The sequence below is a fragment of the Erythrobacter donghaensis genome, from assembly GCF_001557325.1.
Taxonomy (GTDB): Bacteria; Pseudomonadota; Alphaproteobacteria; order Sphingomonadales; family Sphingomonadaceae; genus Erythrobacter; species Erythrobacter donghaensis_B.
The window spans coordinates 18,319-45,188 of the sequence record NZ_LSJS01000268.1 but is presented as its reverse complement, the minus strand read 5'-3'; the positions used below and the strand labels follow the sequence as shown (position 1 = coordinate 45,188).

Genomic DNA, 26,870 nt, shown 5'->3' with positions numbered 1-26,870 from the left:
GTGGCGGGGCGCTGTCGGTGCCCGGCGCGGCGACGGGCGCTTCGGCGCCGGGCGCGGCAAGCCGCAGCGGCCGCGCCTTGCGACGACGGCGCAGCAACAGCGCCGCCCCGCCCAGGAGCACCAGCGCGCCAAGCCCGCCAGCGGCGAAGGGCCACCATGCGGGCAGGGACGCACCGGACAGGGAGGGAATTCCCGCTTTGCCGCCAGCGTCGGCGGGCGCGCTCGCCAGCGGCGGCGCTGCGCCCGAAGCCGCAGGTGTGCTCGCCTGGGGCACTCCCGCGCTCCCGGCGCTCGCCGCCGGTGCTGGCGTGAGCGCCGGGTCGGCGGCGGGGCTCGCGGTGGCTGAGGGTGCGCGCGCGCCCGCCGGGGGCGCGCTCTCGCGCGGGGCGGGGGTGCGCTGCGGTGTGGTGGTCGCACTCGGCAGCGCCAGCGGCTGCACCTGCGGGCTTGGCGCGGGCGTCGGCCTATCGGTAGCGATGGGCCGCGGTGGGATCGCGACGCCCGCGCGCTCGTCGGCAGGGCCCGCCGGGGCCGGAGTGGGCGAGGGGCTCGCGGGCGGCAGGCTGAAGGTCTGCTGCGCGGCGAGCGGTGCGCCGAGCGCAAGGGGGAGCGGCAGCGCGAAGGCGAGCGCGAGGACGCGACCCCACCGAGCGGGGACGACGGCGCGGCGGGCGAGACGGTCAGCAAGGCGGATCATGGCGCAATCGGCATTGGCGAAAGGGTCTGATGGTCGGGGATGCGGGGTTTGCGGGGCCCCTCGTGAACCCGCGCTGTCTCTCCTTAGGCAGGCGTGCGGCCCCGCGTCCAGTTCCGGCCTTGCGCCGTCCGACGGAACGGGGCAACAGCGCGGCATGGAAAGCACACCCCCGCCCTCCGGCCCTGCCAGGCCGACCCCGCAGTTCCTCGGGCGCGACACGCCGCTCCCCGCCTCGCCGCAAGAGGCGGTGCTCGACTACGTGCCCAACCCGCGCCCGGGCCTCACCTACCTTGTGCGCTTCGTCAGCCCCGAGTTCACCTCGCTGTGCCCGGTCACGAACCAGCCCGATTTCGCCCATCTGGTGATCGACTACGTGCCGGGCGACACCATCGTCGAGAGCAAGAGCCTGAAGCTGTTCCTCGGCTCGTTCCGCAACCACAACGGCTTTCACGAGGACGTGACGGTCGGGATCGGGGTGCGCCTTTTCGAGGAGATGCGCCCGCAATGGCTGCGCATCGGCGGCTACTGGTATCCGCGCGGAGGAATCCCGATCGACGTGTTCTGGCAATCGGGCGCCCCGCCGGAGGGGCTGTGGCTGCCCGACCAGGGCGTGCCGTCCTACCGCGGTCGCGGCTGAGGGTTGCGACGCCAATCGGCGGGTAATTATCGACTTATTGCCATGTTCTTGCAATGTTTCACGTGAAACAATGCGATGCTCTAGGTGTTGAGGTGCGGCGAATTCAATTCCAGCTGCACGAACCTGGGCACCGACTTGTTCTTGTTGGCATCGCGCCACGCCGCGAGCGGGAAGGCTCCCGGCCCGAGCGCCGCCAGCGGGATGCCCGCCTCGGCGAGCGAGTAGGGCGAGATGCGGTGACGGGTCATGAAGCCGCCGCTGCCGTCGCTGATCAGCGCGGTCTCGAACTTGAGGCCCTGGCTGTTCTCGGTGGCGTTGACGACCTTGCTCACCACCAGCTGCCCGTGGCCGAGATCGAGCACCACTTCGGTTCCCACCGGCACCCCGGCAAGGCCGTTGATGCGCGCGCCGGTCTTGGAGAGGTTCCTGAGGATCACGTCGTAATAGTGGTCTTCGTGGATCAGGCCGATCTTGCGGAAGATGGTGATGCGCTCGGCGCGGTGGCGCGGCGGGCCGCTGGGGCGGAACACGCCCGAGCCATCGGCGAACTGGGCGAGCACCTGTTCCTGGGTGATCGGCCGGGAGAAGATGTAGCCCTGCACCAGATCGGCGCCGCGTTCCTTGACCAGCGCGAGCTCGTCCATCGCCTCGACACCTTCGGCAACGGTCTCCATCCCGAGGGCCTTGGCGAGCGCGACGATCGCGGCGATGATCGCGGGGTTGATATCGCCGTTCTCGGTGCAACCGCGCACGAAGCTCTGGTCGATCTTGATCTTGTCGAAATGCCCGTGCTTGAGGTAGCCCAATGAGGAATAGCCGGTGCCGAAATCGTCGAGCGCGAGGCGCACGCCGAGCTTCTTGAGATCGCGGAAGATCGCGTCGACCGTTTCCAGATCGCCGACGAACACGCTCTCGGTGATCTCGAGCTCGAGCCGCCCGGGCGGCAGGTCGGAGGCCTGGAGCGCGGAGGCCACCGCCTTGCGAAAGCCCGGGCGCACGAACTGCTTGGCCGAGACATTGACCGCGACGCGGATCGTCTCGGGCCAGGCCAGCGCGTCGATGCAGGCCTGCTTCAATGCCATCTCGCCGATGCGGATGATGAGATCGTCGTTCTCGGCGATCGGAATGAAATGCGCCGGGCTGATGTCACCCTCTTCTTCGTCGTGCCAGCGTAGCAGCGCCTCGAAGCATTTGACCTCGTTGGTGACCGGATCGACCAGCGGCTGGTAGGCGAGCTTCAGCTCACCCTTGTCGACCGCATCGCGCAGCCGGTCGCCGAGCAGCGCGGTCTTGGAGGCGGCATCACGCAGCTCGCTGGTGAAGAAGCAGAAGGTGCCCCCGCGGGTCTCCTTGGCGGAGTAGAGCGCCATGTCGGCCGCGCGGGTCAGCTCGTCGGCCTCGAGCCCGTCATAGGGCGCGATCGCGATCCCGACCGAGGTGCCGATGATCGCGCGCCGGCCGTTGACCTGATAGGGCTGGGAGAGCGACTGGACGATGCGGTTGCCAAGCTCGCCCAGCGTGCCGCGGTCGTCCATGTCGGGCAGCAGCACCTGGAACTCGTCGCCGCCGAGCCGCCCGACCTCGCCTGCATCCTTGACGATCGACTGCAGCCGCTGGGCGACCTGCTTGAGCAGGTCGTCGCCGGCGGGATGGCCCATCGTGTCGTTGACCTGCTTGAAGCGGTCGAGATCGATCATCATCAGCGCGCAGGAGCGGCGGCTGATGCGGAACGCCGCCAGCATCGCGCTGAGCCGCTCATTGAGCTTGCGGCGATTGGCGAGCCCGGTCAGCTCGTCGACCTGCGATTGCCGCGCCACCTGGGTCTCGTAAGCATATTGCGCCGAGATATCGACGGCACTGCCACGATAGCCGCGGAAGCTGCCTGACGGATCGAGCAGCGGGCGACCGTTCAACCGCCACCAGCGGGTGCTGCCGCGCGCATCGGTCAGCGCGACGATCTGCTCGTCGAGCCGGGAGCGCGCCTTGAGCTTGAAGGCAAGGCTGCGCTGGTTGGGGGCACCGTCCTCTTCGTCGACATCGCAGAAGACCCGGGTGATCGGCGTGCCGATCAGCGCTTCTGCCCCGGCCCCCAGATCGTCCAGTGCGCGCTGCGAGAGGAAGCTGAGATTGCCGTCCGCGTCGGTCGCCCAGAACATCCCGATGCCGAGTTCCTCGACCTCGCTGAGCACCACCGCACGCTCGGGCGCGCCGACGTCCTGCGCCGCGCGCCGGTCGGCCGCGGCGCTTCTGGATTGGCGCAGGGTCTTGCCAAAGCCTAGCGGCATGCGTGTCCTCGTGGTGTCGCATCATCGGGAGCGACCCTTGTGCGGCATAGGCCGAACGTGATTGATAAAGTGTTACCCACCCCTCCGTTGGCCTGCGGACAAGGCGGGCCCGCCGCGGGGTGCGGAACTCTTTCCGGGCAAGGTCGTTATCGGATCGTGGGCCCGGCACGGCATAATCTGTCCCTTGCGGCCCGCGACGTGCAATTTTGCTGCATCACCGCCGGCGTTCGGGATCGCGCCCCAGCGCGTTTTGCGCCCGGTTCCGGCGAGCCGGGCATGGCAATAACGGGGGATGGCGTCATTTCGGTCGAAACTCTGCTGGCGAGCCCGCGCGAGGCGCTGAGCAACCCGCTGCGCACCCGCGCCGACTGGGAGGCGATGCGCGCCGCCGCGCTGGCCGATCCGGGCGCCTTCCACGGCGAGATCGCGGGGCGCAACATGCACTGGTTCGTGGCCGATGCCGCTCCGTCTGGCGCATGGCTGGCGCGCGCGGCGGACGGCAGCTGGCACGGCTGGGATGCCGCCACCGGCGCGCCGGTCTCGCCCGCTCTGCCCGCCGGCTTCACCCCGTGGCACACCGGGTTCGACGGCACCACCCCGCCGCATTGGCGCTGGTTCGTCGGCGGGCGCACCAACGCCGCTTTCTCCGAGCTCGACCGGCATGTGCTGGCGGGCCACGGCGACGAGGCCGCGCTGATCTTCGAAGGCGACCGCTGGGACATGTCGGCGCTCGGCGGCAAGGGCGCGCCGATCGACTGCTTCACCGTCACCCGCAAGCAACTGCTGCTCGAGGTCGCCAAGTGCGCGGTCGCGCTCGAGGCGCTGGGCCTGAAGCCGGGCGACCGCATGGCGCTGAACATGCCGAGCATCGTGCCGCAGATCTACTGGACCGAGGCTGCCAAGCGGATGGGCGTGGTCTATACGGCGGTGTTCGGCGGGTTCTCGGACAAGACCCTCAGCGACCGCATCGCCGATACCGGCGCGCGGGTGATCGTGACCAGCGATGGCAGCTATCGCAACGCGCAGGTCGCCGCGTTCAAGAACGCCTATACAGACCCGGCGCTCGACAATTTCGTGCCGGTGACGACCGCGCTGGAAATCCTCGGCGGGCTCGATCTGGGGCTGCCCGAGGGCGGCCACGCGGCGATCCTCGAGACGGTGCGCGAGGCGCTTGCCGGAGAGATCACGGTCGACCGGTCGGACGTGATGCGCGGCGTCGGGCGGGCGCTCATCAATCTCGGCGCGGAAGGGCGGATCACCTCTGCCGATGCCGCCCGCGTGCGGATCGCGATCGCCTCGAGCCTCGTGACCCTGCCGCCGCGGGTCGAGGCGGTGATCGTGTGCCGGCATACCCACCAGCCCGACATGATCTGGCGCGAGGAACGCGACCGCTGGAGCCACGAGCTGACCGAGGCGGCGCTGGTGACCGTGCTGGAAAAAGCGCGCGCGGAGGGCTTCGCTGTCCAGTCCGAGGCCGATCTGCTGGCGCTCCCTGACACTGATTTCGTCCGCGCGGTATGGGCGTCGTCCAAGCCGATGCCGGTCGATGCCGACTATCCGATGTTCTTCATCTACACCTCGGGCAGCACCGGCAAGCCCAAGGGGATCGTCCACAGCCACGGCTATGCCGCAGGGGTGGCCGAGACGATGCGGGTCAGCTTCGACGCGCGGCCCGGCGACACGCTGTTCGTGGTCGCCGATCCGGGCTGGATCACCGGGCAGAGCTACCTGATCTGCGCCCCGCTGATGACGCGGGTGACCTCGCTGGTCAGCGAAGGCTCGCCGGTCTTCCCGCACGCGGGCCGTTTCGCCTCGATGATCGAGCGGCACCGGGTGCGCATCTTCAAGGCGGGGGTGACCTTCTTGAAGTCGATCATGTCCGACCCGGCGAACCTTGCCGAGGTGGAGCGCTACGACATGAGCGGCCTCAGGGTCGCGACCTTCTGCGCCGAGCCGGTCAGCCCCAGCGTGCAGGCCTTCGGGATGGAGCACGTGACGCCGCGCTACATCAACTCCTACTGGGCGACCGAGCACGGCGGGATCGCGTGGACGCACATGTTCGGAAACGACGATTTCCCGCTGCGCCCTGACGCCCACGCCTATCCGCTGCCGTGGATCGTGGGCGATGTGTGGGTCGAGGATGAGGCGGGCAAGGGCGCACCCGCGCCCTTTGCGCGCTCCGACGCGGGCGGCGTGCCATGGCGCAAGGCCGATATCGGCGAGAAGGGCGAGATCGTCATCGCCGCGCCCTATCCCTACCTCGCGCGCACCATCTGGGGCGATATCACGGGCTTCAAGGTCTCAGATGGCCGCGTCGATCCCGCCTGGCGCGGCGACGCGGCTCGCTGGGAAGAGGGCTACTGGAAGCGCTGGAAGGGCGCATGGGCCTATACCCAGGGCGACTTCGCGATCCAGCACGCGGACGGCTCGTTCTCGCTCCACGGCCGGTCGGACGACGTCATCAACGTCTCGGGCCACCGCATGGGGACCGAGGAGATCGAGGGCGCGGTGCTGCGCGACAAGGCGCTTGCGCCGGACTCGCCGGTCGGCAACGTGCTGGTCGTCGGCGCGCCGCACCGCGAGAAGGGGCTGACCCCGCTCGCCTTCGTGGTGCCGGTGGCGGGGCGCAAGCTCACGCACGAGGACAAGCGCCGCCTGTTCGATCTCGTGCGCACCGAGAAGGGCGCGGTCGCGGTCCCGGCGGACTTCATCGAGGTCAGTCAGTTCCCCGAGACCCGCAGCGGCAAATACATGCGCCGCATGGTCCGCGCGCTGGTGGTGGGCGAGGATGTCGGCGACGTCACGACGCTCAGGAACCCCGAGGCGCTGGACGAGCTGCGCACCGTCATCGCCGACTGGCAGCGCAAGCAGCGCATGAGCGACGAACAGGCGCTGTTCGACCGGCACCGCTACTTTCTCGTGCAGTACAACACGATCGCCCCGGGCAAGCAGGTCGCGACCGTCACCGTCACCAACCCGCCGGTCAATGCGCTGAACGAACGCGCGATCGACGAGCTGGTGCTGGTCACCTCGACGCTGGCGCGCGACGACAATGTGGTCGCGGTGGTGTTCACCGGCGAGGGCACCAGCTCCTTCGTTGCGGGCGCGGACATCCGCCAGATGCTGGAGGAAATTCACACGGTCGACGAGGCCATGGTGCTCCCCAACAACGCGCACCTCGCCTTCCGCACGATCGAGCGCATGAACAAGCCCTGCGTCGCGGCGGTGCAAGGCGTGGCGCTTGGCGGCGGGATGGAGTTCGCGCTCGCCTGCCATTACCGCATTGCCGAGCCGGTGGCGCGCTTCGGCCAGCCCGAGATCCGGCTGCGGTTGCTGCCGGGCTATGGCGGCACCCAGCGCCTGCCGCGCCTCCTCGCCGACCGGCGGGGGACGGAAGGCGTGCGCGATGCGCTCGACCTGATCCTCGGCGGGCGGAGCATTACGGCGGAGCAGGCTCACGCGATCGGCGTGGTCGATCAGCTGGTCGAGGGCGCAGAGGATGCGCTCTCCGCAGCCCATGCCGCGGTGCGCGATTTCGTGAAGAACGGGCCGGGCAGCGCGCTCGGCTTCGCCTTCGCGGAGCGGCAGGCGGCGACCGTGCGATGGGAAAGCGCGGCGGAGGTGTCGCTGGACGCGGTGCTGGAGGATGATTTCCTCCAGCGCATTCTCAGGCAGCTCGCATGGGCGGGCCGCGATGTTGCGGGCGCGCGGGCGCTCGATGCGGTGCGCACCGGGCTGGAGCACGGCATCACGCAAGGGACGGCGCGCGAGGCGCGGCTGTTTTCCGAAGCCATCGTCGATCCCGAGGGCGGCAAGACCGGCATCCGGCAGTTCATGGACAAGGTTGCGCCCCCGCTCCCGGTGCGGCGCGACGGGGTGTGGATCGATGCCGAGCACGAGATGCGTGCGCAGGCCTTGGAAGCGGCGGGCGATCTGCTCCCCGTGGGCGCGCCCTTCTACCCCGGCGTGACGCCGATCCCGCCCTACCAATACGCCTTCGGCATCGCCCGCGATCCGGACACCGGCCAGCCCCGCTTCGGCCCTCCGGCGACCCACGAGAAGGAGCTGATCGTCAAGACCCCCGAGCCCGCGCCCAACGAGGCGCTGCTCTACATGCTGACCAGCGAGGTCAACTTCAACGACATCTGGGCGCTGACCGGAATCCCCGTCTCGCCCTTCGATGCGCATGAGGAAGACGTGCAGATCACCGGATCGGGCGGGATCGCGCTGGTCGCTGCGCTGGGCTCCGAGACGCGCGCGCAGGGGCGGATCAAGGTCGGCGATCTGGTAACGGTCTATTCGGGGACCAACGATCTCCTCAGCCCGCTGGTCGGCAATGACCCGATGTATGCCGATTTCAGCATCCAGGGCTATGAGACCGAGACCGGCAGCCACGCCCAGTTCCTGACCGTGCAGGCCCCGCAGATGCACAAGGTGCCGCCGGATCTCACGCTGGAGCAGGCGGGGAGCTATGTGCTGAACCTCGGCACGATTGCGCGCTGCCTCTTCACCACCTTGCAGATCGCACCTGGGCGGACTTTGTTCGTCGAGGGCGCGGCAACGGGGACGGGGCTCGATGCGCTGCGCTCGTCGGTGCGGACGGGCTTGCAGGTGACGGGGCTGGTGTCCTCGAAAGAGCGGGCCAGCTTCATCACCCAGGTGCAGGGCGCGGTCGGGGCGATCAACCGCAAGGATGCGCGGTTCGCCGAGCTCTATACAGTCGTGCCCGAGGACAAGGCCGAGGCAATCCAATGGGAAGCCGCAGGTGCGCCACTGGTCGAGGAATACAAGGCGCTGAACGGCGGCAAGCTCGCCGATTACGTCGTCAGCCACGCGGGCGAAACGGCCTTCCCGCGCAGCTTCCAACTGCTGGCCGAAGGCGGCACGCTCGCCTTCTACGGCGCTTCGTCGGGCTATCACTTCAGCTTCATGGGCAAGCCGGGGTCGGCCAGCCCCGAAGAAATGCTCCGCCGTGCCGCGCTGCGGGGCGGCGAGGCGGTGCTGATCTTCTACGGGCCGGGCTCGTCCGAGCTGCTCGACGAGACCGGCCTCGAGATGATCGAGGCCGCGCGGCGCTTCAACGCCCGCTCGGTGATCGCCACCACCACCGATGGCCAGCGCGAGTTCCTGCAATCGCTGGGGCTGGAGGACGCGATCGAGGGGATCGTCTCCCTCGAATCCATCCGCCGCCGCGAGGGTGCGAACTTCCACTGGCCCGACACCATGCCGCGCCTGCCGGACGCGAAAGCGGATATCGAGGTCTTCAAGGCGGCGGTGCGCGACTATCAGGACCGGGTGATGAAGCCCTTCGGCTCGGCGGTCGGAAAAATCCTGCGCTCGCCCGACAATCCGCGCGGCAGCCCCGATCTGGTGTTCGAGCGGGCCGGGCAGGACACGCTCGGCATCTCGACCTCGCTGGTGAAACCCTTCACCGGCCGGGTGATTTTTGCAGAAGACCTGACCGGCTGCCGCTTCACCTTCTACGCGCCGCAGGTGTGGACCCGCCAGCGGCGTATCTACATGCCGACCGCGCAAATCTTCGGCACGCACCTGTGCAACGCCTACGAGGTCGCGCGGATGAACGACATGATCGCGGCGGGCCTGCTCGAAGTGACCGAGCCCGAGGTCGTGCCGTGGGACGGCCTGCCGGAAGCGCACCAGGCGATGTGGGACAACCGCCACACCGGCTCGACCTATGTGGTCAACCATGCGCTCCCCGAACTGGGCCTGCGCAGCCGTGATGCCCTGCTCGAAGCGTGGGCTGCGGCGAGTGCGGGGGAACCGGACGGCTAACTCGCGCATTGCACTTTTGAAACGTTCTTCCCTCTCCTCCCCAGAGAATGAACGAAACGCAAAGCGAAGTGCGCCTTCGCGGTAATTTCTGTGAGGAGAGAGTCATGGCCAAACCGAAAGCCGTTGCCGCTGCGCCTGCTCTGCAAGGCGATATTCCGGGCCGTCTGGCCGGCAAGATCGCCGTCGTCACGGGGGCTGCGGGGAACCTCGGCGGGCATATCGTCACGCACTATCTTGCAGAAGGCGCAACCGTGGTGATGACGGGGCGCACCCCCGAGCGCACCAAGGCCGCCGCCGAAGCGCTCCTGAAGGCCACGGGTGCTGATCCGGCGCGGCTCGCCACGGTGGCGCTCGACGGGGGCGACATCGCCTCGGTGCGGGCGGCGATGGCCGAGGTGGTGGGGCAGTTCGGGCGGATCGACATCCTCGTCAACAACGCCGGGAGCGCCGGGCCCAAGCAGCCGATCGAGAATCTGCCCCTGTCGGCGGATGAACTCGCCGCGCTCCAGAAGACCGGCAGCACCGACAGCGAGACCGTATCGCAAGCGCTGCGCAACATCTTCGGCGTCGCCTGGAACGTCGCGCGGGTCGCGGCCGAGCACATTCCCGAAGGCGGCTCGATCATCAACGTCTCGACCATCTTCAGCCGCACGCCCTATTACGCGCGTGCCGCCTACGTGGTCCCCAAGGCGGCGATGAACGCGTGGAGCCGCGAATTGAGCCTCGAGCTTGGCCCCAAGGGCATCCGCGTCAACCTCGTCTACCCCGGCCCGATCGAGAGCGAGCGAATCCGCAATGTCTTCGCCGCGATGGATAGCGCGCGCGGTGACGAGGCGGGCACCACCGCCAATCAGTTCTTCGACATGATGAGCCTCGAGCGCGCGACCGGCGGCAACGCGAAGGCCAAGACCTTCCCCACCCCGACCGACATCGCCACCACCTGCGTGTTCCTCGGCTCGGATGAGAGCGCGGCCTACAACGGCCACGATTTCGAGGTCACCCACGGGATGAGCGTGAGGAAGGAGCAGCGCTCGACCTACCTTGCGCGGCCCACCATGCGCTCGATGGACGGCACCGGCCTCGCGGTGCTGATCGCGGCGGGGGATGATTGGGAGGAGGCGCTCGAGATCGCGCAGGTGCAGCTCGCCTGCGGGGCCGAGGTCGTGCTCGGCCTGCCGCGCGCCGCCGACGTCGCCATTGCCGAGAAGCGCTGCGCCGCGCTGGGGCTGGGCGACAAGCTCAGCATCATCCGCTTCAGCCGGAAAGACCCGGCGGCGATGGAAGCGGCGCTCGAGGATTACACCAAGGGCGGCACGCCTGTGAGCGGCGCGCTGTTCCTCCCGGCGCTGGGTGCGGGCGAGCTGTCGGGCGCGATCACCGCAGCCGATGACAGCGTGGTCGAAGCGCTGATGGACGCCGAACTCGCCGGCAACATGGCGCTGGCCCGCACCATGAGCCGCTACTGGAAGCGCCACGACAACCTGCTGCAACCCCCGCGCTTCGTCTTCGTCAGCCATGCCAGCGACGGCAAGGGCGACGTCTACGGCCACATCCTGCGCGCCGCCACGGAACAGCTGATCCGCATCTGGCGCGACGAAAGTGAGATCGACACCGCCCACGGCCGCCGCCGCCAGGCCGAGTGGGGCAACCAGATCGTCCGCTTCACCAACACCGAGGCTGAGAACATCCGCTTCACCGCCGGCCACGCCGCGCGCATCCTCTTGAAGGAAAGCAAGCTGGGCGAGATCACGCTCTACGTCCCCGGCAATATCGGCGAGGCGACCGGGGCGCGCAAGGCCATGCCGGGCTTCTCCGAAAACATCACCGGGCTGCATCTGGGTAAAGTCGCGCTAATCACCGGGGGATCGGCGGGTATTGGCGGGCAAGTGGCGCGGTTATTGGCGCTCGCCGGCGGCAAGGTGATGATGGTCGCCCGGCGCGAGAGCGAGCTGGCGGTGGCGCGGGCGCGGATCGTCTCGGAGCTCGAGGACATCGGCTTTGCCGGGGTCGAGCGCCGGGTGCAGACCCTCGCCAATGTCGATGTCAGCAATTTCGAGAGCCTGAAGGGCGCGGTCGATGCGACGCTGAAGGCCTTCGGGCGGATCGACTACCTGATCAACAATGCCGGGGTGGCGGGGGCGGAGGACATGGTGGTCGACATGGGGGTCGACGCCTGGAACTACACGCTCGATGCGAACCTCGTGTCGAACTATTTTCTCATGCACCACGTCGCCCCGCTGATGAAGGCGCAAGGCTCGGGCTATATCCTTAACGTCTCGTCCTACTTCGGGGGCGAGAAGTATCTTGCGGTCGCCTATCCCAACCGTGCCGACTACGCCGTGTCGAAGGCCGGGCAGCGCGCGATGGTCGAGAGCATGGCGCGCTATCTCGGCCCCGAGGTGCAGTTCAACGCCATCGCCCCCGGCCCGGTCGATGGCGACCGCCTCTCGGGCACCGGCGGCAAGCCCGGGCTGTTCGAGCGGCGCGGCAAGCTGATCCTCGAGAACAAGCGCTTGAACGCTGTCCACGCCGCCGCGATCAAGGCGATCCGGCGCGGTGTGCGGGTCGAGGCGGTGCTGGCACGGCTCGCCCGCAACGACACCGTCAAGATGAGCCACGACACCAACAACCCGCGCGAATTGCGCGAACTCGCGCTGGCCTGCGCGCGCGAGGGCGATGGTACCTGCACCTGGGACCAGTATCTCCTCACCCCGCAGATCGCCGCCGCGCTGGTCAGCCGCCTTAGGCAGGCCGGCCTGTTCCTCGACGCACCCGAATGGTCCGAGCGGCCCGCAGCGGACGACGACAAGTGGCTGCTGCGCGTTCCGCCCGAAGACGCGCCCTTCCTCCCCGCCGACAAGATCGCGGCGGAAGCGAAGAAGGTCGGCACCGGGGTGCTCTCCAAGCTCTATCTCGGCAAGATGCCGACCGAGCATGACGTGGCGCAGGCGACGGTGTTCTTCCTCGCCGACCGCGCGGTCTCGGGCGAGACCTTCATGCCCTCGGGCGGCCTCAGCGTCGAACGCTCGACCACCGAGCGCGAGCTGTTCGGCTCGCCGAAGCAGGAACGCCTCGACCAGATGCGGGGCAAGACGGTGTGGATCATCGGCGAACACCTCGCCGATTACCTCGCCGAAACTGCGCGCGCCTTCATCGAGGATTGCCACGTCGCCAACGTCGTCCTGATCAGCCGCAGCGCGGAAGGCTTCGAGGCGATCAAGGCGCAGCTCGAGGGCGACACTGCAGACGCGCTGACCTCGCTCCTCGTCACAAGCGATGTCGAGGCGGCGATGGACGAGGCGCTGCTCGCCTGGGGGCGGCCGACGACGATCCTCTCGACCCCGATGGCGGCGCTCCCGGGCAAGCTCTTCGCGACCGACGACCCGCTGACCCCCGAGGAGTTCCGGCAGGTTGTCGAGGACAACCTCACCCACCACTTCCGCGTGGCGCGGCGCGCGTCCCTGTACGACGATTGCCAGCTGGTGCTGACCAGCCCCGACGTGCCGATGGGCGACAAGTCCCCGGCCTTTGCGCTGGCGAACTTCATCAAGACCACGCTCCACGCTTTCACCGCGACGCTCGCGGTCGAGAACGAGCGGCTGGTCCACGATGTGCCGGTCAACCAGATCAATCTCACCCGCCGGGTGCAGTCTGAGGAACCGCGCGATCTCGACGAGCATCTCGAGGAGGTGCGCCGCTTCGCCCGCGCGGTGCTGCTGGTCGGCGCGCCGCTGCCGGACGCGGAGGACTCGCGTTATCGCGCGCGGATCTATCGCGGCATGTCGATGACAGTGTAAAGCGGCGCGCAAGGGAGTTTTGGGGGCCGTGATCCAGTACCTGCCCTTCGAAAAGCCGATCGAGGCGCTCGACAAGCATGTCGCGGAACTCTCCGCCCATGCCGAGGGCACCGAGGAAGCGCGGATGCTGCGCGAGCGGGCGGACAAGCTGCTCGCCGATACCTACGCGCGCCTCTCGCCATGGGAGCGCACGCTGGTCGCGCGCCACCCGCAGCGCCCCCGCTTCGAGAAGCTGGTGGCGGGGCTGTTCTCCGAGTTCCTGCCCATCGCGGGCGACCGCACCTTCGGCGACGATCAGGCGATCATCGGCGGCTTTGCGCGCTTCGAGGGGCGCAAGGTGATGGTGATCGGCCATGTGAAGGGCGAGGACACGCCGGGGCGGCTCAAGCACAATTTCGGCATGGCCCGGCCCGAGGGCTACCGCAAGGCGATCCGCCTGATGGAACTCGCCGACCGTTTCGGTCTCCCCGTGGTGACGCTGGTCGACACCCCCGGCGCCTTTCCCGGTGTCGATGCCGAGGCGCGCGGGCAGGCGGAAGCCATCGCCCGCTCGACCGAGGCCTGCCTTGCCTTGGGCGTGCCGCTTGTCGCCGTCATCATCGGCGAGGGCGGATCGGGCGGGGCGGTGGCGCTCGCGGCGGCCAACCGCGTGCTGATGTTCGAACACGCGGTCTATTCGGTGATCAGCCCTGAAGGCTGCGCCTCGATCCTGTGGCGCAGCAGCGCGCAGGCCGCCACCGCCGCCGAGGCGATGCGGGTAACGGCGGGCGACCTCCTCAAGCTCGGCGTGATCCACCGCATCGTCTACGAACCGCGCGGCGGCGCGCACCGCGACCCTGCCGAGACCGTCAAGCGGCTGACGCTGGCGCTGCGCGCCGAGCTCGATGCGCTGGCCGCGCTGTCCCCCGACGAGCTGCGCCGCGAGCGCGAGGAGTTCTTCCTCCGGCTGGGTTAAAATCGTGAAATCCTCCGCGCGTCGTTCCGCTCGGCTTGCCTATCCTTCGTCTCGTCCAGCCTCGGGAAACAGTTGTTCCGCTCGGCCGGTTGCCCTTGTCTTGTGAACAAGGAGACGGACAATGTATGGATGGGCTATCGCTCTGGCGGTCATCGCGCTGATCGCTGCCGTGCTGGGGTTTGGCGGGTTGGCCGGCGCTCTTGTCGATATCGCCTTGATCGTATTCGTGCTCGCCGTGATCGGCACCATCATCCTTTTGGTTCTGGGCTGGAAGGCAGCCAAGGGAGCGTCGCGGCGATTGTGACGCCGGCATGCGGCGAGGCCGAAGCTGCAACGGGTGGGGCAGCCTGACAAGAAGCGGTGCCGGCTGCAGGGATCGAACCCGCGGCCCCCTGATTACAAATCAGGTGCTCTACCATCTGAGCTAAGCCGGCTCACCTTGGCCGCGCCATAAGCCTAGAGCGCGCCGAAAGTCCACCCTTCCGTGCGGGCGATCTCGGGGGTGAGGCTGGGCGGGTGCCACAGATCGCGGTCCTTGTGCACCCGCCGAAGCCAGGCGGCTGTGAGCAGCGCGTCGGCCGAGTGATCGTCGATCGGGCCTTCGCCTGCGACCGGGGGAGAACCCAGACGATCGAGCGCGTCGTTCAGCGCGGCAAAGCTGCGCAGCTTGGTTGCCGCCCCCGTCACCCCGCCGAGGCGGGCGGCCATCGCGGTGTAGATCTCGGTCACCACCGAGGAGGCCTCCTGCGGCAGCGGGTCGATCGGCCACACCGGAATTCGCCCGCCGAGGCGGTGGAGCATCCGCATGCCCGTCAGGCTCGACTTGCCGACCTGCGCGGCGCCCACGAGGTTGAAATTGCTCACCGGCCGCACGCCCTGCCGCCGCTGCGCGTGCTCGGCGCGGCGGAAGCGGCCCTCGCGGCTGAGCGCGCCGGGCAGCAGGAAGCGGTCGCCTGTCGCCCCCGCGCCGTGGCGGAAATAGCGCGCGGCCTCGGGGTGGGCGAGGAAGCTGCCCGCCTCGAGATGCGGATCGGCGGCGCACAGCGCGTCGATCAGCGCCCACAGACCGCGCGCGTCGGCGGGCGAGGCCTCCCACCCGGGGAAGAAGGCCCCGGCATCGGCATGGGGCAGGCTGATGCCGAGATCGAGCCCGACCAGCGTCGCCACCGGCAGGTCGAGCAGCAGCGCCAGCACCTCTTGACGCGCCCACCCCCTGGGGTCGGGCGGCGCAACCAGCACTGGCGGCCCGCCCTTTGCCAGCGCCACGGCAAGGGCAATGCCCTTCTGCCGCGGCCCGCGTGCCCCCGACCAGTCCACCGCGAGGAAGTGCGAGAAGCGGCTCACCCCCGCTCCGCGCGCAGCTTGTCCCAATAGTCGAGCCGCTTCTTCACCTCGCGCTCGAAGCCGCGCTCGACGGGGGTGTAGAACGCCTCGGGCGCCATGCCCTCGGGCCAGTAGTTGTCGCCCGAAAAGCCCTCGGGGGTGTCGTGGTCGTAGGTATAGCCCTTGCCGTAGCCGAGGCTTTCCATGAGGCCGGTCGCGGGGTTGACGATGTTCATCGGCGGCATCAGGCTGCCGGTGTCCTTCGCCGCCTTCCAAGCCGCCTTCTGAGCGAGATAGACCGCGTTCGATTTGGGCGCGGTGGCGAGGTAGAGGCAGGCTTGGACCAGCGCGAGCTCGCCCTCGGGGGAGCCCAGGAAGCGGTAGGCCTCCATTGCCGCCATGCATTGCGGGAGCGCCTGCGGGTCCGCCATGCCGATATCCTCGACCGCCATGCGCACCAGCCGCCGGGCGAGGAACAGCGGCTCCTCGCCCGCCACCAGCATCCGCGCCAGCCAGTAGAGCGCGGCCTGCGGATCGCTCCCGCGCACCGCTTTGTGCAGCGCCGAGATGAGGTTGTAATGCCCGTCGCGGTCCTTGTCGTAGACCGCGACCCGGCGTTGGAGGAAGCTCCCGAGACCCGCAGGGTCGAGGGCCTCCTTCAGCTCTGCCGCATACAAGGTCTCCGCCTGCCCCAGCAGGAAGCGCCCGTCGCCATCGGCTTGCGCGATCAGCGCGGCGCGGGCCTCGGGGGTGAGGGGAAGGGGGCCTTCGAGGTCTTCCGCCTTTGCCAGCAAGGCAGCGAGCGCGGTCTGGTCCAGCCGGTTCAGCACCAGCACCTGCGCGCGGCTGAGGAGCGCGGCGTTCAAGGCAAAGCTCGGGTTCTCGGTGGTCGCGCCCACCAGCGTCACCACCCCGCGCTCGACATAGGGCAGGAAACCGTCCTGCTGGGCGCGGTTGAAGCGGTGGATCTCGTCCACGAAGAGCAGGGTCTTGCGGCCGGCCTTCGCCATCTTCTCGGCCTCGGCGAAGGCCTGCTTCAAGTCCGCCACGCCCGAGAACACCGCGCTGATCGCGGCATAGCGCATCCCCACGGCATCGGCGAGCAGACGAGCGATCGAGGTCTTGCCCGTCCCCGGCGGCCCCCACAGGATCATGCTGGCGAGCTTGCCTGCCGCCACCATCCGCCCGATTGCGCCCTCGGGGCCGGTGAGGTGCTCCTGCCCGACGACCTCGGACAGCTGCTGCGGCCGCAGCCGGTCGGCGAGCGGCGCGTCCTCGTGCGGGGCATCGCGCCCATCTTTGTGCGGGCCCTCGGGGGCGTCTTGTCCGAACAGATCAGTCATTCGTCGGCCGAGATAGGCCACCCGGCGGAAAAGGGAACCTCCGCCGGAAGTTCCCCTTGAAACGATAGCTCTAAGATATATCTTCCCTATATCGCTGATATAGGCGAGGAGGAACGATATGACCTGGAACCGGTATGGCCGCGGTGGCGGCTGGGAAAAGCTCGCCGAGGCAATGGCGACGATGGCGATGAATGGGGCAATGAACGGGAACACCAATTTCGGCGGCCCGGCCTTCAAGATGCGCGCGCGCTTCGACGAGGAGTTTCCGCGCGGTCGCGAGGCTGACGGTGAAGAGGGCGGGCCGGAGGGCTATCGCGGCCGCCGTGGCCGCCGCGGGCGGATGTTCGCGCAGGGCGAGCTGCGCCTCGCGCTGCTGGCGCTGATCGCCGAGAACCCCTCTCACGGTTATGAGCTGATCAAGGCGATCGAGGAAATGACCGGCGGCGACTACGCTCCGAGCCCCGGCGCGGTCTACCCCACGCTTCAGCTGCTCGAGGATGAAGGCGCGATCGAGGAAGCCGAGGCCGAGGGTGCGAAGAAGCCCTTCGCCGTGACCGCGCAGGGCAGCGAGGAACTCGAAGACCGCGCGGACGAAGTCAAGGCGCTGCTCCGCCGCCTCGGCCGCCACGGCGAGCGCACCACCACGGTCCGCTCGCACGACCTGTTCCGCGCGATGGGCAACCTCGGCAGCGTCCTCAAGAACCGCGCCAAGGCGGGCAAGCTCGACGAGGCCACCATCAACGAGATCGTCGACATGATCGACGAGATGGCCAAGCGCATCGAGCGGCTCTGACGCTGCGGCACGCGTCAGTTGCGGCGCGTGCAATATCCGCCTATTCTCTCCCCCGTCCGGGTCGCAGCGGATGGGGGAGGGGAAACCCATGACAGAATCGACCGCAAACCGCGCATCGACGCCGTGGCACCTGTGGGTGGTGGGCGCGGCGACGCTGCTGTTCAACGCGATGGGGATCGTCAGCTATCTGACGACCAGGCTCGGGATGCTCGAGCAGATGGGCCTCACGCCCGATCAGATCGCCTTCATGAACGCTTATCCCGCGTGGATCAGCGCCTTCTGGGCGCTGGGCGTGTGGGGCGCCTTTGCCGGATCGGTGCTGCTGCTGCTGCGCTCGAAATGGGCGGTGACGGCGATGGTGGTGGGGACCATCGGCCTCGTCGGCACGACGCTCGGCAATTACGTGGTGCTCGATGTGCCGGCGGCGATGCAGGCGCCGGCGCTCGATGTCGCGATCTGGGTGGTGACGCTGTTCCTGCTGTTCTACGCGCGCACGATGGCCGCCAGGGGCGTGCTGCGCTAGATGCGGCTCAGGCGCGGTTGCGCCGTTCCTCGACCAGATCGCGATAGGTTTCGGCAACCACGGCGTTGATCGCGTCCCACGAATATTCGCAGGCGCGCGTCTCGCCCGCGCTGCCGTGCGCGGCGCGCAGGGCCGGATCGCGGCAATAGGGCGCGAGCGCGGCGGCGAAGGCTTGCGCGTCGCTCTTCATGCCGCCCGAGGGCACGACCAGACGCCCGGTGACGCCATCCGCGACGAGGCTGGCGCTGCCCGTCGCGCCCGCCGCCACCACCGGCAAGCCGCTCGCCATGGCCTCGAGGGTGACATTGCCGAAGGTCTCGGTGACGCTGGGGTTGAAGAACACGTCCCCGCTCGCGAGCGCCTGGCCCAAGGCCTCGCCGGTCTTGAACCCTGCGAAGATCCCGCCCGGCAGGTTCGCCTCGAACCACCCGCGCGCCGGGCCGTCGCCGATCACCAGCACCTTGTGCGGCGCGCCGGCGTCGCGCAGCCGCGCGGCGGTCTCGGCGAAGACGTCGAGCCCCTTTTCCATCACCAGCCGCCCGAGGAAGACAATGGCGACGTCATCATCGCCAAGGCCGAGGCTGCGGCGCCAATCGGGATCGCGGCGGGCGGAGGAGAAGATCGTGCGGTCCACCCCCCGGCTCCACAGCCCGATGCGGGTGTGCATGCCCATCGCCAGGAGCTCGTCGATCATCGACTGCGAGGGCGCGACCAGCGCGTCGCAGCGGTTGTAGAAGCGCTTCAGCCCCTTGATGATCAGCGGCTCGAGGAAAGCCATGTTGTAGTAGCGCGGATAGGTCTCGAAGCGGGTGTGGACGCTGGCGAGCACCGGCAGGCCCTTGGCGCGCGCCCAGCGCAGCGCGGCATGGGCGGCGGGATCGGGCGAGGCGAGATGGACGATATCGGGCTTGAACGCCTCGAGATCACGCTTCACCGCCGCCCCGAGGCGGGTCGGCATGCGGTATTCGCCCCGGCCCTTCACCGGCATCGGCACGTTGGGCACGCCAACCAGATCGCCGGTCGGCTCGAAATCGGGGTTGGCGACCTTGGGCGAATAGACGCGCACCTTCGCGCCCTTTTCGAGCAGCGAGCCGACGAGGCGGTTCAAGGCCTGGTTCGCCCCGTCGCGGGTGTAATTGTAGTTGCCGCTGAACAGGGCAATGCGGAGGTCTGAGATGTCCATGGAGCCGCCCCCTTAGGCGAGCGATGCGGATTTTGCGAGAGGGAGGTTGCGGGGGACTTCATGACCCGCGTCGATAGTCATTGACTCCTCCCCTCGCGTCACTAAAGCCGCCCACGGGCCACGCGGTCCCAACGCCGCGCGTGCTCTCTGCAAGGAGAGAATACATGACTGACTACGTTCGCGGGCTCGCGCATGAGCCTGTGCTGAAGCCTGAGCGCCCCTTCTTTTCCTCGGGCCCCACGGCGAAATTCCCCGGCTGGTCGCTGGACAAGCTCAAAACCGAATCGCTGGGCCGCTCGCACCGTTCGAGCCTCGGCAAGGCGCGGCTGAAGTATGCGCTCGACCTGTCGCGCGAACTGCTCGGCATTCCCGACGATTACCTGATCGGCATCATGCCCGCCTCGGACACCGGGGCGATCGAGGCTGCGATGTGGTCGATGCTCGATCCCGCGCGCCCGGTGACGGTCGCGGCGTGGGAGAGCTTCGGCAATGTCTGGATCCAGGACGCGGTCAAGCAGCTGAAGCTCCCCAACCTCCAGGTCCTGACCGCCGACTATGGCGCAATCCCCGACCTCACCACCATTCCCCAGCGCAACGACGTGGTGTTCACCTGGAACGGCACGACCTCGGGCGCCAAGATCCCCAACACCGACTGGCTCGAGGCCGGGCGCGAGGGCGTGACGATCAACGATGCCACCAGCGCGATCTTCGCGATGGAGATGGACTGGGCCAAGCTCGATGCCACCACCTATTCGTGGCAGAAGGTGCTCGGCTCGGAAGCGCAGCACGGCATGCTGATCCTCAGCCCCAAGGCGATCGAGCGGATCGAGAGCTACAACCCCGCCTGGCCGCTGCCCAAGCTGTTCCGCATGAAGAAGGGCGACAAGCTCAACCGCGGCATCTTCGAGGGCGAGACGATCAACACCCCCTCGATGCTCGCGACCGAGGACTACATCGCCTCGCTCGAATGGGCCAAGTCGATCGGCGGCCGCAAGGCGCTGATCGCGCGTGCCGATGCGAACGCGCAGATCGTCAAGGACTGGATCGAGGCCACCCCGTGGCTGCGCAACATGGCGAGCGACCCCGCGCTCCAGACCAACACCGGCGTGTGCATGGTCTTCCAGGGCGACTGGTACGAGAGCCTTTCGGCCGAGGATCAGGCCGCGGTCCCCAAGAAGATCGTCAAGCTGCTCGAAGAGCGCAATGTCGGCTACGACTTCAACGGCTACCGCGACGCGCCCCCGTCCCTGCGCATCTGGTGCGGCTCGACCGTCGAGCAGGAGGACATCAAGCGCCTGCTGCCGTGGATCGAGTGGGCCTACGAGAAGGTCAAGAACGGCTGAGGCCGTCGCAATTCGCGTCGCCCCGGACCTGATCCGGGGCCGCTCTCCCTAATGCACCAGCGCGATCTGCGCGCGATCCCGGGTCAGGCCCGGGATGACGATTGGAAGGTTTTCCCCATGACCCGTCCCAAAGTTCTCATTTCCGACAAGATGGATCCCAACGCCGCGCGCATCTTCGAAGAGCGCGGCTGCGATGTCGACGTGATCACCGGCGAAACCCCTGAGCAGCTTGCCGCCCGCATCGGCGAATATGACGGCCTTGCCATCCGTTCCTCGACCAAGGTCACCAAGGCGATCCTCGATGCGGCGACCAACCTCAAGGTGATCGGCCGCGCCGGGATCGGGGTGGACAATGTCGACATCCCCTACGCCTCTTCCAAGGGCGTGGTGGTGATGAACACCCCCTTCGGCAACTCGATCACCACCGCCGAACACGCCATCGCGCTGATGTTCGCGCTCGCCCGGCAGATCCCTGAGGCCAATGCCCAGACCCAGGCCGGCCAGTGGCCCAAGAGCGGGTTCATGGGGGTGGAGCTCACCAACAAGACCCTCGGCCTGATCGGCGCGGGCAACATCGGCTCGATCGTGGCGAGCCGCGCGCTGGGCCTCAAGATGAAGGTGATCGCCTATGATCCCTTCCTCACCGAGGAGCGCGCGGTGGAACTGGGCGTCGAGAAGGTCGATCTCGACACGCTGCTGAGCCGCGCCGACTTCGTCACGCTGCACACCCCGCTCACGGAAGAGACCCGCAACATCCTCAGCCGCGAGCGGCTCGAGAATGCGCGCAAGGGCATCCGCATCATCAACTGCGCGCGCGGCGGCCTGATTGACGAGGCGGCGCTCAAGGACTGCCTCGAGAGCGGTCAGGTCGCAGGCGCGGCATTGGACGTGTTCGAGACCGAGCCGCCGGCCGCCGATCACCCGCTGTTCGGCGCGCCCAACTTCATCTGCACCCCGCATCTGGGCGCGAGCACCACCGAGGCGCAGGTCAACGTCGCGCTGCAGGTGGCCGAGCAGTTGGCCGACTATCTCGTCAACGGCGGCGTCACCAATGCGCTCAACGTCCCCTCGCTGAGCGCCGAGGAGGCGCCGAAGCTGAAGCCCTACATGGCGCTCGCCGAAAAGCTCGGCTCACTGGTGGGCCAGCTCGCCCACGGCAATCTCACCCACATCAGCATCGAGCGCGAAGGCGCGGCGGCCGAACTCAATGGCAAGCCGATCACCGCCGCCGTGCTCGCGGGCTTCATGCGCCGCTATTCGGACACGGTGAACATGGTCAACGCGCCCTTCCTCGCGAAGGAGCGCGGGCTCGATGTGAGCGAGATCCGCCACGACCGCGACGGGGCGTTCAACACCCTCGTGCGCGTGACGGTCGAGACGGCTCAGGGGCCGCGCTCGGTCGCGGGCACGCTGTTCGGCACCGAAGCGCCGCGTCTGGTCGAGATCTTCGGAATCGGGATCGAGGCCGAGCTGTCGGGCCACATGCTCTACATCGTCAACGACGACAAGCCGGGCTTCATCGGCCGCATCGGGACGCTGCTGGGCAGCCACGGCATCAACATCGGCACCTTCAACCTCGGCCGCCGCGAGGCAGGCGGGGAGGCGGTGCTGCTCTTGAGCCTCGACGAAGCCCTGACCCCCGAAGTGATCGCCGAGGCCGAGAAGGTCGAAGGCGTCAAGATGGTCAAGGCGCTGGCGTTCTGATCTCCTGCCCTTCTTCGTCATCCCGGCTTTCGCCGGGATGACGATTTGGGTAGGGGCATGGCCATATGACCCAACCCAACGACCTCCTCCCCGAAGGCCTCGAGGACCGTCTACCTTCGGAAGCCGCGCGGATCACCGCGATGATGCGCGCCTGCCTCGATGTGCTCGACGCGCATGGCTATGACCGCGTGCGCCCGCCGCTGCTCGAGTTCGAGGCCTCGCTGGCGGGCCGCATGGCGGGCGTCACCGTCGGCGAGACCAGCGCGATGTTCCGCTTCGTCGACCCTGCTTCCCTGCGCACCCTCGCGCTGCGCTCCGACATCACCCCGCAGGTCGGCCGCATCGCCGCGACCAGCCTTGCCGCCGCCCCGCGCCCGCTGCGGCTCGCCTACTGCGGCGACACTGTGCTCATCAAGGCGAGCCAGCTCGATCCGGCCCGTGAGCGCCTCCAGCTCGGGGCCGAGCTGATCGGCGCGGACTCCGTGGCGGCGGCGGGCGAGGTGGTGATGCTCGCGGTCGAGGCGCTGAAGGCCGCGGGCCTCACCGGTATCGCCGTCGACTTCACGCTCCCCGACCTGGTCGACACCTTGGCCGAGAAGGCCTTCCCGCTCGCCCCCGAGGCGCGCGAGGCCGTCCGGCGCGAGCTCGACACCAAGGACGCAGGGGGGCTCAAGGCCGCGGGCGGCGCGGCCTACTTGCCCTTGCTCTACGCCACCGGGCCCTTCGAGAGCGCGCTCGCTGCGCTTCGCGCGGTCGATGCGGGCGGCGCGCTCAAGTCCCGGCTCGACGGGCTCGAGGCCATCGCCGCCGCCGTCGGCGATGCCGCCACCATCACGCTCGACCCGACCGAGCGCCACGGCTTCGAGTACCAGTCGTGGTTCGGCTTCACCTTGTATGCCGAGGGCCTGCGCCGCGCGGCGGGGCGGGGCGGCACCTACCGGATCGCCGGCAGCGAGGAGCCCGCGACCGGCTTCACTCTCTACCTCGACCGCTTGGCCGACATCGCCCCCCAGCCCGAGCCGGTGCGCATCTGCTACCTCCCCCTCGGCCACGACCGCGCCGCGGCGGCGACGCTGCGCTTCGAAGGCTGGCGCACCATCGCGCAGCTTGCGCCGGGCGAAGACCCGGCAGCACTGGGCTGCGACTACGTGCTGAAGGGCGGCAGGGTTCAGGCACTCTAGATGGTAGGCACCGAACCCGCCGAAAACACCGGTGAGGACTTCGAGAGTGTGCTGGCCGCGGGAACGTTCCCCGGGGTCTGGAAGACGAACCGGACTGCAGGCTGACTAGGCTGTTTGGCCGAAGACCGCCTTCAGCCATGCGTCCATCACCGGGGTCGCGGGGTAGTCGGGCTGTCCGAGCTTGCGGTTGATCTCCATGTGGCCGCGCAGGCCGTCGCCGGGAAAGCTGCCGATCTCGACCGCTGTGCCCGCGCGCTCGAGCGCTTCGGCCAGCGCCTTGGCCTGTGCCACGCCGTCGGGGCGCTGGACGTGGATCAGCAGGAAGGCAGGCGCGTTCGGCCCGGCGGCGTGGGTGATGGGGGAGAGCGCCTGCTGGCGCGCGGGGTCGGTGCCGAAGGCTTCGATGTAGACGCCGCCCATCCGTCCGCCGCTCTGCGCCACTTGCCGCGCCACGTCATAGGCCGCGCCGTCATTGGGCATCACCCCGTCGATATCGGCGAAGCTGAGGCCCGCCTTCTTCAGGTAGCGCTCGTCGGTCCCCACCAGCGCCACCAGATGCGCGCCGGCCGAGTGCCCGGTCAGCACCACGCGGCTGCGATCGATCCCGAGGGCATCGGCGCGCTTCAGCAGATGGGCGAGCGCCGCGGCGACGTCGGCCGCCTGCTGTTCGACCGTGGCGGCGGGCACCAGCCGATAGTCGATCGAGGCGAAGGCATAGCCCTGTTCCAGCATGTGCGCGGGCATCGCCCGGCCCATCGCATTGTTCTTGCTGCCGCGTTTCCACCCGCCGCCGTGGACGAACAGGACCAGCGGCGCCTTGCCGGCACCCTCGGGCACCCACAGGTCGATCCCCTGGAGGCTGTCCTTGCCGTAGGAGAGCGTCTGCGGCGGGGGGGTATCCGCTGCGGCCGCGCCGCCTGCACCCTCGCCCTCGCTCCCGCCTGCGCCGCCGCCCTGGCCGCGGCGCTGCTCGATCCGCGCGCGCAGCTCGGCGCGGCAGCCTTCCGACAGCTGGCTCGCCTTCTCGGCAAGGCAGGTGCGGATTTGGCTGCGGTCGGTGCCGCACAGCTTGACGATCTCGGCGCGGCACTCCTTCGGCAGGCGCTCGCCCCCGCCGGGGCGCTGCTGCGCGAGGATCGGGGTGGCAAGCGCGGCGAGGGCGCCTGCGGCGATCATGAGCTTTGCGGTGGTGTTCATCGGCAGGTGTCCTTGGGAGTGGCGATTCTCACCCCCCAACGCCGCACCCAGCCAAACCCTTCGCGCGCCCTTGCTCTCCCACGCCCAAACGCCTAGGCCCCGCGCGGTTTTCCGAGCATCGAAGGAACAAGATGGCCAACGTCACCGTGATCGGCGCCCAGTGGGGCGATGAGGGCAAGGGCAAGATCGTCGACTGGCTGGCGAGCCGCGCCGATGCCGTGGTGCGCTTCCAGGGCGGGCACAATGCCGGCCACACGCTGGTGATCGACGGCAAGACCTACAAGCTCTCGCTGCTGCCTTCCGGCATCGTCTCCGGCACGCTGTCGGTGATCGGCAACGGCGTGGTGCTCGACCCCTGGGCCTTGCGCGACGAGGTCGCCAAGGTCGAAGGGCAGGGAGTGGAGATCACCGACGACAACCTCGCCATCGCCGACAATTGTCCGCTGATCCTGCCGCTCCACCGCGATCTCGACGCCCTGCGCGAAACGGCGGCGGGCAAGGGCAAGATCGGCACCACCGGGCGCGGGATCGGCCCGGCCTATGAGGACAAGGTCGGCCGCCGCGCGATCCGGGTGTGCGACCTTGCGCATCTCGACACGCTGGAGCCGCAGCTCGATCGCCTCTGCGCGCACCACGACGCGCTGCGCGCGGGCTTCGGCCAGCCGCCGGTCGACCGCGCGGCGCTGCTGGAAGGATTGCGCGAGATCGCCCCCTTCGTGCTCAGGTTCGCCCAGCCGGTGTGGAAGCGGTTGAAGAAGGTGCGGCGCGCGGGCGCCAAGATCCTGTTCGAGGGCGCGCAGGGCGTGCTACTCGATGTCGATCACGGTACCTATCCCTTTGTCACCAGCTCCAACACGGTGAGTGGCACGGCGGCTAGCGGCTCCGGCCTCGGTCCCAATTCGACCGGCTTCGTGCTGGGCATCGTCAAGGCCTACACCACCCGTGTCGGCTCGGGGCCGTTCCCGACGGAACTCGAGGACGAGGTCGGCCAGCGGCTCGGCGAACGCGGCCACGAGTTCGGCACCGTCACCGGCCGCAAGCGCCGGGTGGGCTGGTTCGACGCGGTGCTGGTGCGCCAGTCCTGCGCGATCAGCGGCGTGACCGGCATTGCGCTGACCAAGATCGACGTGCTCGACGGGCTGGAGCGGGTGAGCATCTGCACCGGCTACCGCCTGCGCGGGAAGGTCTATGACTACCTGCCCAGCCACGCTGCCGACCAGGCCGCCTGCGAGCCGATCTACGAGGACATGCCCGGCTGGCACGAAAGCACCGCGGGCGCGCGGAGCTATGCCGACCTTCCGGCCAACGCGATCAAGTATATCCAGCGCATCCAGGAGCTGATCGAGTGCCCCGTCGCGCTGGTCTCGACCTCACCGGAGCGCGACGACACGATCCTGATGCGCGATCCCTTCGTGGATTGACCCTTCCTCCCCCTCCCCGCGCGGGAGGGGGGCGGGGGAGGGGGCGCTGCCCGCTTGCGCGGGCGCCTGCCCTCTCGCGCAGCAACGGATTTCCGCGCATTGATCGCAGCGGCCGGTGCGGGTTAGTCTGGCCGCCATGATCCGCCTCGTGCTCCTCGCCCCCCTGCTGGTTCTTGCCGCCTGCACCGCGCCCCCGGCGGACGAGGCGCGCGCGCCCTCCGCGCAGCCGCCGCTGGCGCGCGAGGCCGCGCGGATCGTGCCCGAGCGGCGCTTCACGCAAGTCGATTACCTCATCGTCGACAAGTCCGAGCGGCTGATGGTCGCCTATATCGGGGGGCAGCCGGTCAAAGCCTGGCGCGGCCTGCAGTTCGGCGACGCACCGCAAGGCCACAAGCAGTTCGAAGGCGACGAGCGCACGCCCGAGGGTCGCTACGTGATCGAGGGCCGCAATCCGGGCAGCGCCTATCACCTCAGCCTCAAGATCTCCTACCCCAATGCCGACGACCGGGCCTTTGCCGCGGCGCGGGGCCGGTCGCCGGGGGGCGACATCTTCCTCCACGGCCAGCCCAATTCACTGCCCTTCGGCCGCGTCCCGGGCGACTGGACCGACGGCTGCATCGCCCTCTCGAACGAAGAGATCGAGGAGCTGTGGCGTATCGTGCCGGACGGCACGGTGATCGAGATCAGGCCGTAAT

Annotated in this window: 17 protein-coding genes, 1 tRNA gene and 1 pseudogene; 12 read left to right on the top strand and 7 right to left on the bottom strand. The window is 68.8% G+C overall.

Translation table 11 applies throughout. The annotated features are described in order from the left end of the window. Nucleotides 1-697: pseudogene (locus AX692_RS15600) on the bottom strand (hypothetical protein); the annotation flags it as partial. 154 nt (nt 698-851) lie between these two features. Here AX692_RS15600 and queF point away from each other — a divergent pair. After that, nucleotides 852-1,334, top strand: a complete 483-nt coding sequence (gene queF, locus AX692_RS15595; RefSeq protein ID WP_073973888.1) for a preQ(1) synthase — start codon at nt 852-854, stop codon at nt 1,332-1,334. 80 nt (nt 1,335-1,414) lie between these two features. On the opposite strand, the gene AX692_RS15590 is transcribed toward queF, so the two are convergent. After that, nucleotides 1,415-3,619, bottom strand: a complete 2,205-nt coding sequence (locus AX692_RS15590; RefSeq protein WP_073977100.1) for a putative bifunctional diguanylate cyclase/phosphodiesterase — start codon at nt 3,617-3,619, stop codon at nt 1,415-1,417. A 276-nt stretch (nt 3,620-3,895) separates the two neighbouring features. Here AX692_RS15590 and AX692_RS15585 point away from each other — a divergent pair, with 276 nt between their 5' ends. From AX692_RS15585 to AX692_RS15570, 4 genes are all read left to right on the top strand, one after another. Then, nucleotides 3,896-9,412 carry an AMP-binding protein gene (locus AX692_RS15585; protein WP_073974958.1) on the top strand — a complete coding sequence of 1,839 codons (5,517 nt, stop codon included), beginning with the start codon at nt 3,896-3,898 and terminating at the stop codon, nt 9,410-9,412. Between the two features lie 104 nt (nt 9,413-9,516). Next, on the top strand, nt 9,517-13,209 hold the full coding sequence (locus tag AX692_RS15580) for an SDR family NAD(P)-dependent oxidoreductase (protein ID WP_073977099.1): 3,693 nt from the start codon (nt 9,517-9,519) through the stop codon (nt 13,207-13,209). A 28-nt stretch (nt 13,210-13,237) separates the two neighbouring features. Then, complete coding sequence (locus AX692_RS15575; protein WP_073973239.1) at nt 13,238-14,164, top strand: acetyl-CoA carboxylase carboxyltransferase subunit alpha; 927 nt, start codon at nt 13,238-13,240, stop codon at nt 14,162-14,164. Nucleotides 14,165-14,285: 121 nt separating this feature from the next. Continuing rightward, entirely contained in the window at nt 14,286-14,468 is a 183-nt protein-coding gene (locus AX692_RS15570; protein WP_073977098.1) for a DUF1328 family protein, read from the top strand. Nucleotides 14,469-14,525: 57 nt separating this feature from the next. Here the strand turns inward: AX692_RS15570 and AX692_RS15565 are convergent. The 3 genes from AX692_RS15565 to AX692_RS15555 all read right to left on the bottom strand — a co-directional run bounded on the left by AX692_RS15565 (nt 14,526) and on the right by AX692_RS15555 (nt 16,830). Next, a tRNA-Thr gene (locus AX692_RS15565) sits at nt 14,526-14,598 on the bottom strand. A gap of 22 nt (nt 14,599-14,620) precedes the next feature. Next, complete coding sequence (locus AX692_RS15560; protein WP_073977769.1) at nt 14,621-15,508, bottom strand: hypothetical protein; 888 nt, start codon at nt 15,506-15,508, stop codon at nt 14,621-14,623. Next, on the bottom strand, nt 15,505-16,830 hold the full coding sequence (locus tag AX692_RS15555) for a replication-associated recombination protein A (RefSeq protein ID WP_073975048.1): 1,326 nt from the start codon (nt 16,828-16,830) through the stop codon (nt 15,505-15,507). Before AX692_RS15555 ends, AX692_RS15560 begins: the two co-directional genes overlap by 4 nt. Before the next feature lie 118 nt (nt 16,831-16,948). On the opposite strand from AX692_RS15555, the gene AX692_RS15550 reads away from it, so the two are divergent. Both AX692_RS15550 and AX692_RS15545 read left to right on the top strand, forming a co-directional pair. After that, complete coding sequence (locus AX692_RS15550; protein WP_073975047.1) at nt 16,949-17,623, top strand: PadR family transcriptional regulator; 675 nt, start codon at nt 16,949-16,951, stop codon at nt 17,621-17,623. Nucleotides 17,624-17,711: 88 nt separating this feature from the next. Further along, a complete protein-coding gene (locus tag AX692_RS15545; RefSeq protein WP_230959580.1) occupies nt 17,712-18,146 on the top strand; it encodes a hypothetical protein in 435 nt (144 codons plus the stop codon). A 7-nt stretch (nt 18,147-18,153) separates the two neighbouring features. Here AX692_RS15545 and AX692_RS15540 read toward each other — a convergent pair whose 3' ends face one another. Further along, nucleotides 18,154-19,329, bottom strand: coding sequence for a glycosyltransferase family 4 protein (locus tag AX692_RS15540; protein WP_073975045.1), 1,176 nt, complete (start codon nt 19,327-19,329; stop codon nt 18,154-18,156). A gap of 164 nt (nt 19,330-19,493) precedes the next feature. On the opposite strand from AX692_RS15540, the gene AX692_RS15535 reads away from it, so the two are divergent. The 3 genes from AX692_RS15535 to AX692_RS15525 all read left to right on the top strand — a co-directional run bounded on the left by AX692_RS15535 (nt 19,494) and on the right by AX692_RS15525 (nt 23,557). Continuing rightward, nucleotides 19,494-20,672 (top strand): phosphoserine transaminase, encoded by a 1,179-nt coding sequence (locus tag AX692_RS15535; RefSeq protein ID WP_073975044.1) that lies wholly within the window; start codon nt 19,494-19,496, stop codon nt 20,670-20,672. A gap of 117 nt (nt 20,673-20,789) precedes the next feature. After that, the gene (gene serA / locus AX692_RS15530) at nt 20,790-22,376 is read left to right on the top strand and encodes a phosphoglycerate dehydrogenase (RefSeq protein ID WP_073975051.1); all 1,587 of its coding nucleotides are present in this window, start codon (nt 20,790-20,792) and stop codon (nt 22,374-22,376) included. Between the two features lie 65 nt (nt 22,377-22,441). Next, the gene (locus AX692_RS15525) at nt 22,442-23,557 is read left to right on the top strand and encodes an ATP phosphoribosyltransferase regulatory subunit (RefSeq protein ID WP_073975043.1); all 1,116 of its coding nucleotides are present in this window, start codon (nt 22,442-22,444) and stop codon (nt 23,555-23,557) included. A gap of 105 nt (nt 23,558-23,662) precedes the next feature. Here the strand turns inward: AX692_RS15525 and AX692_RS15520 are convergent, their stop codons facing one another. Beyond that, nucleotides 23,663-24,532, bottom strand: a complete 870-nt coding sequence (locus AX692_RS15520) for an alpha/beta hydrolase (protein WP_419470490.1) — start codon at nt 24,530-24,532, stop codon at nt 23,663-23,665. A gap of 353 nt (nt 24,533-24,885) precedes the next feature. Between AX692_RS15520 and AX692_RS15515 the strand changes: the two genes are divergently transcribed. Both AX692_RS15515 and AX692_RS15510 read left to right on the top strand, forming a co-directional pair. Then, nucleotides 24,886-26,175, top strand: a complete 1,290-nt coding sequence (locus tag AX692_RS15515; RefSeq protein ID WP_073975041.1) for an adenylosuccinate synthase — start codon at nt 24,886-24,888, stop codon at nt 26,173-26,175. 136 nt (nt 26,176-26,311) lie between these two features. After that, nucleotides 26,312-26,869 (top strand): L,D-transpeptidase family protein, encoded by a 558-nt coding sequence (locus AX692_RS15510; RefSeq protein ID WP_073975040.1) that lies wholly within the window; start codon nt 26,312-26,314, stop codon nt 26,867-26,869. Nucleotide 26,870 lies beyond the last annotated feature (1 nt).

What these genes read in the sequence shown, in the direction of transcription:
- queF (WP_073973888.1), top strand. Translation starts at nt 852, where the DNA reads ATGGAAAGCACACCCCCGCCCTCCGGCCCTGCCAGGCCGACCCCGCAG.
- AX692_RS15590 (WP_073977100.1), bottom strand. Translation starts at nt 3,619, where the DNA reads ATGCCGCTAGGCTTTGGCAAGACCCTGCGCCAATCCAGAAGCGCCGCG.
- AX692_RS15585 (WP_073974958.1), top strand. Translation starts at nt 3,896, where the DNA reads ATGGCAATAACGGGGGATGGCGTCATTTCGGTCGAAACTCTGCTGGCG.
- AX692_RS15580 (WP_073977099.1), top strand. Translation starts at nt 9,517, where the DNA reads ATGGCCAAACCGAAAGCCGTTGCCGCTGCGCCTGCTCTGCAAGGCGAT.
- AX692_RS15570 (WP_073977098.1), top strand. Translation starts at nt 14,286, where the DNA reads ATGTATGGATGGGCTATCGCTCTGGCGGTCATCGCGCTGATCGCTGCC.
- AX692_RS15555 (WP_073975048.1), bottom strand. Translation starts at nt 16,830, where the DNA reads ATGACTGATCTGTTCGGACAAGACGCCCCCGAGGGCCCGCACAAAGAT.
- AX692_RS15550 (WP_073975047.1), top strand. Translation starts at nt 16,949, where the DNA reads ATGACCTGGAACCGGTATGGCCGCGGTGGCGGCTGGGAAAAGCTCGCC.
- AX692_RS15545 (WP_230959580.1), top strand. Translation starts at nt 17,712, where the DNA reads ATGACAGAATCGACCGCAAACCGCGCATCGACGCCGTGGCACCTGTGG.
- AX692_RS15540 (WP_073975045.1), bottom strand. Translation starts at nt 19,329, where the DNA reads ATGGACATCTCAGACCTCCGCATTGCCCTGTTCAGCGGCAACTACAAT.
- AX692_RS15535 (WP_073975044.1), top strand. Translation starts at nt 19,494, where the DNA reads ATGACTGACTACGTTCGCGGGCTCGCGCATGAGCCTGTGCTGAAGCCT.
- serA (WP_073975051.1), top strand. Translation starts at nt 20,790, where the DNA reads ATGACCCGTCCCAAAGTTCTCATTTCCGACAAGATGGATCCCAACGCC.
- AX692_RS15525 (WP_073975043.1), top strand. Translation starts at nt 22,442, where the DNA reads ATGACCCAACCCAACGACCTCCTCCCCGAAGGCCTCGAGGACCGTCTA.
- AX692_RS15515 (WP_073975041.1), top strand. Translation starts at nt 24,886, where the DNA reads ATGGCCAACGTCACCGTGATCGGCGCCCAGTGGGGCGATGAGGGCAAG.
- AX692_RS15510 (WP_073975040.1), top strand. Translation starts at nt 26,312, where the DNA reads ATGATCCGCCTCGTGCTCCTCGCCCCCCTGCTGGTTCTTGCCGCCTGC.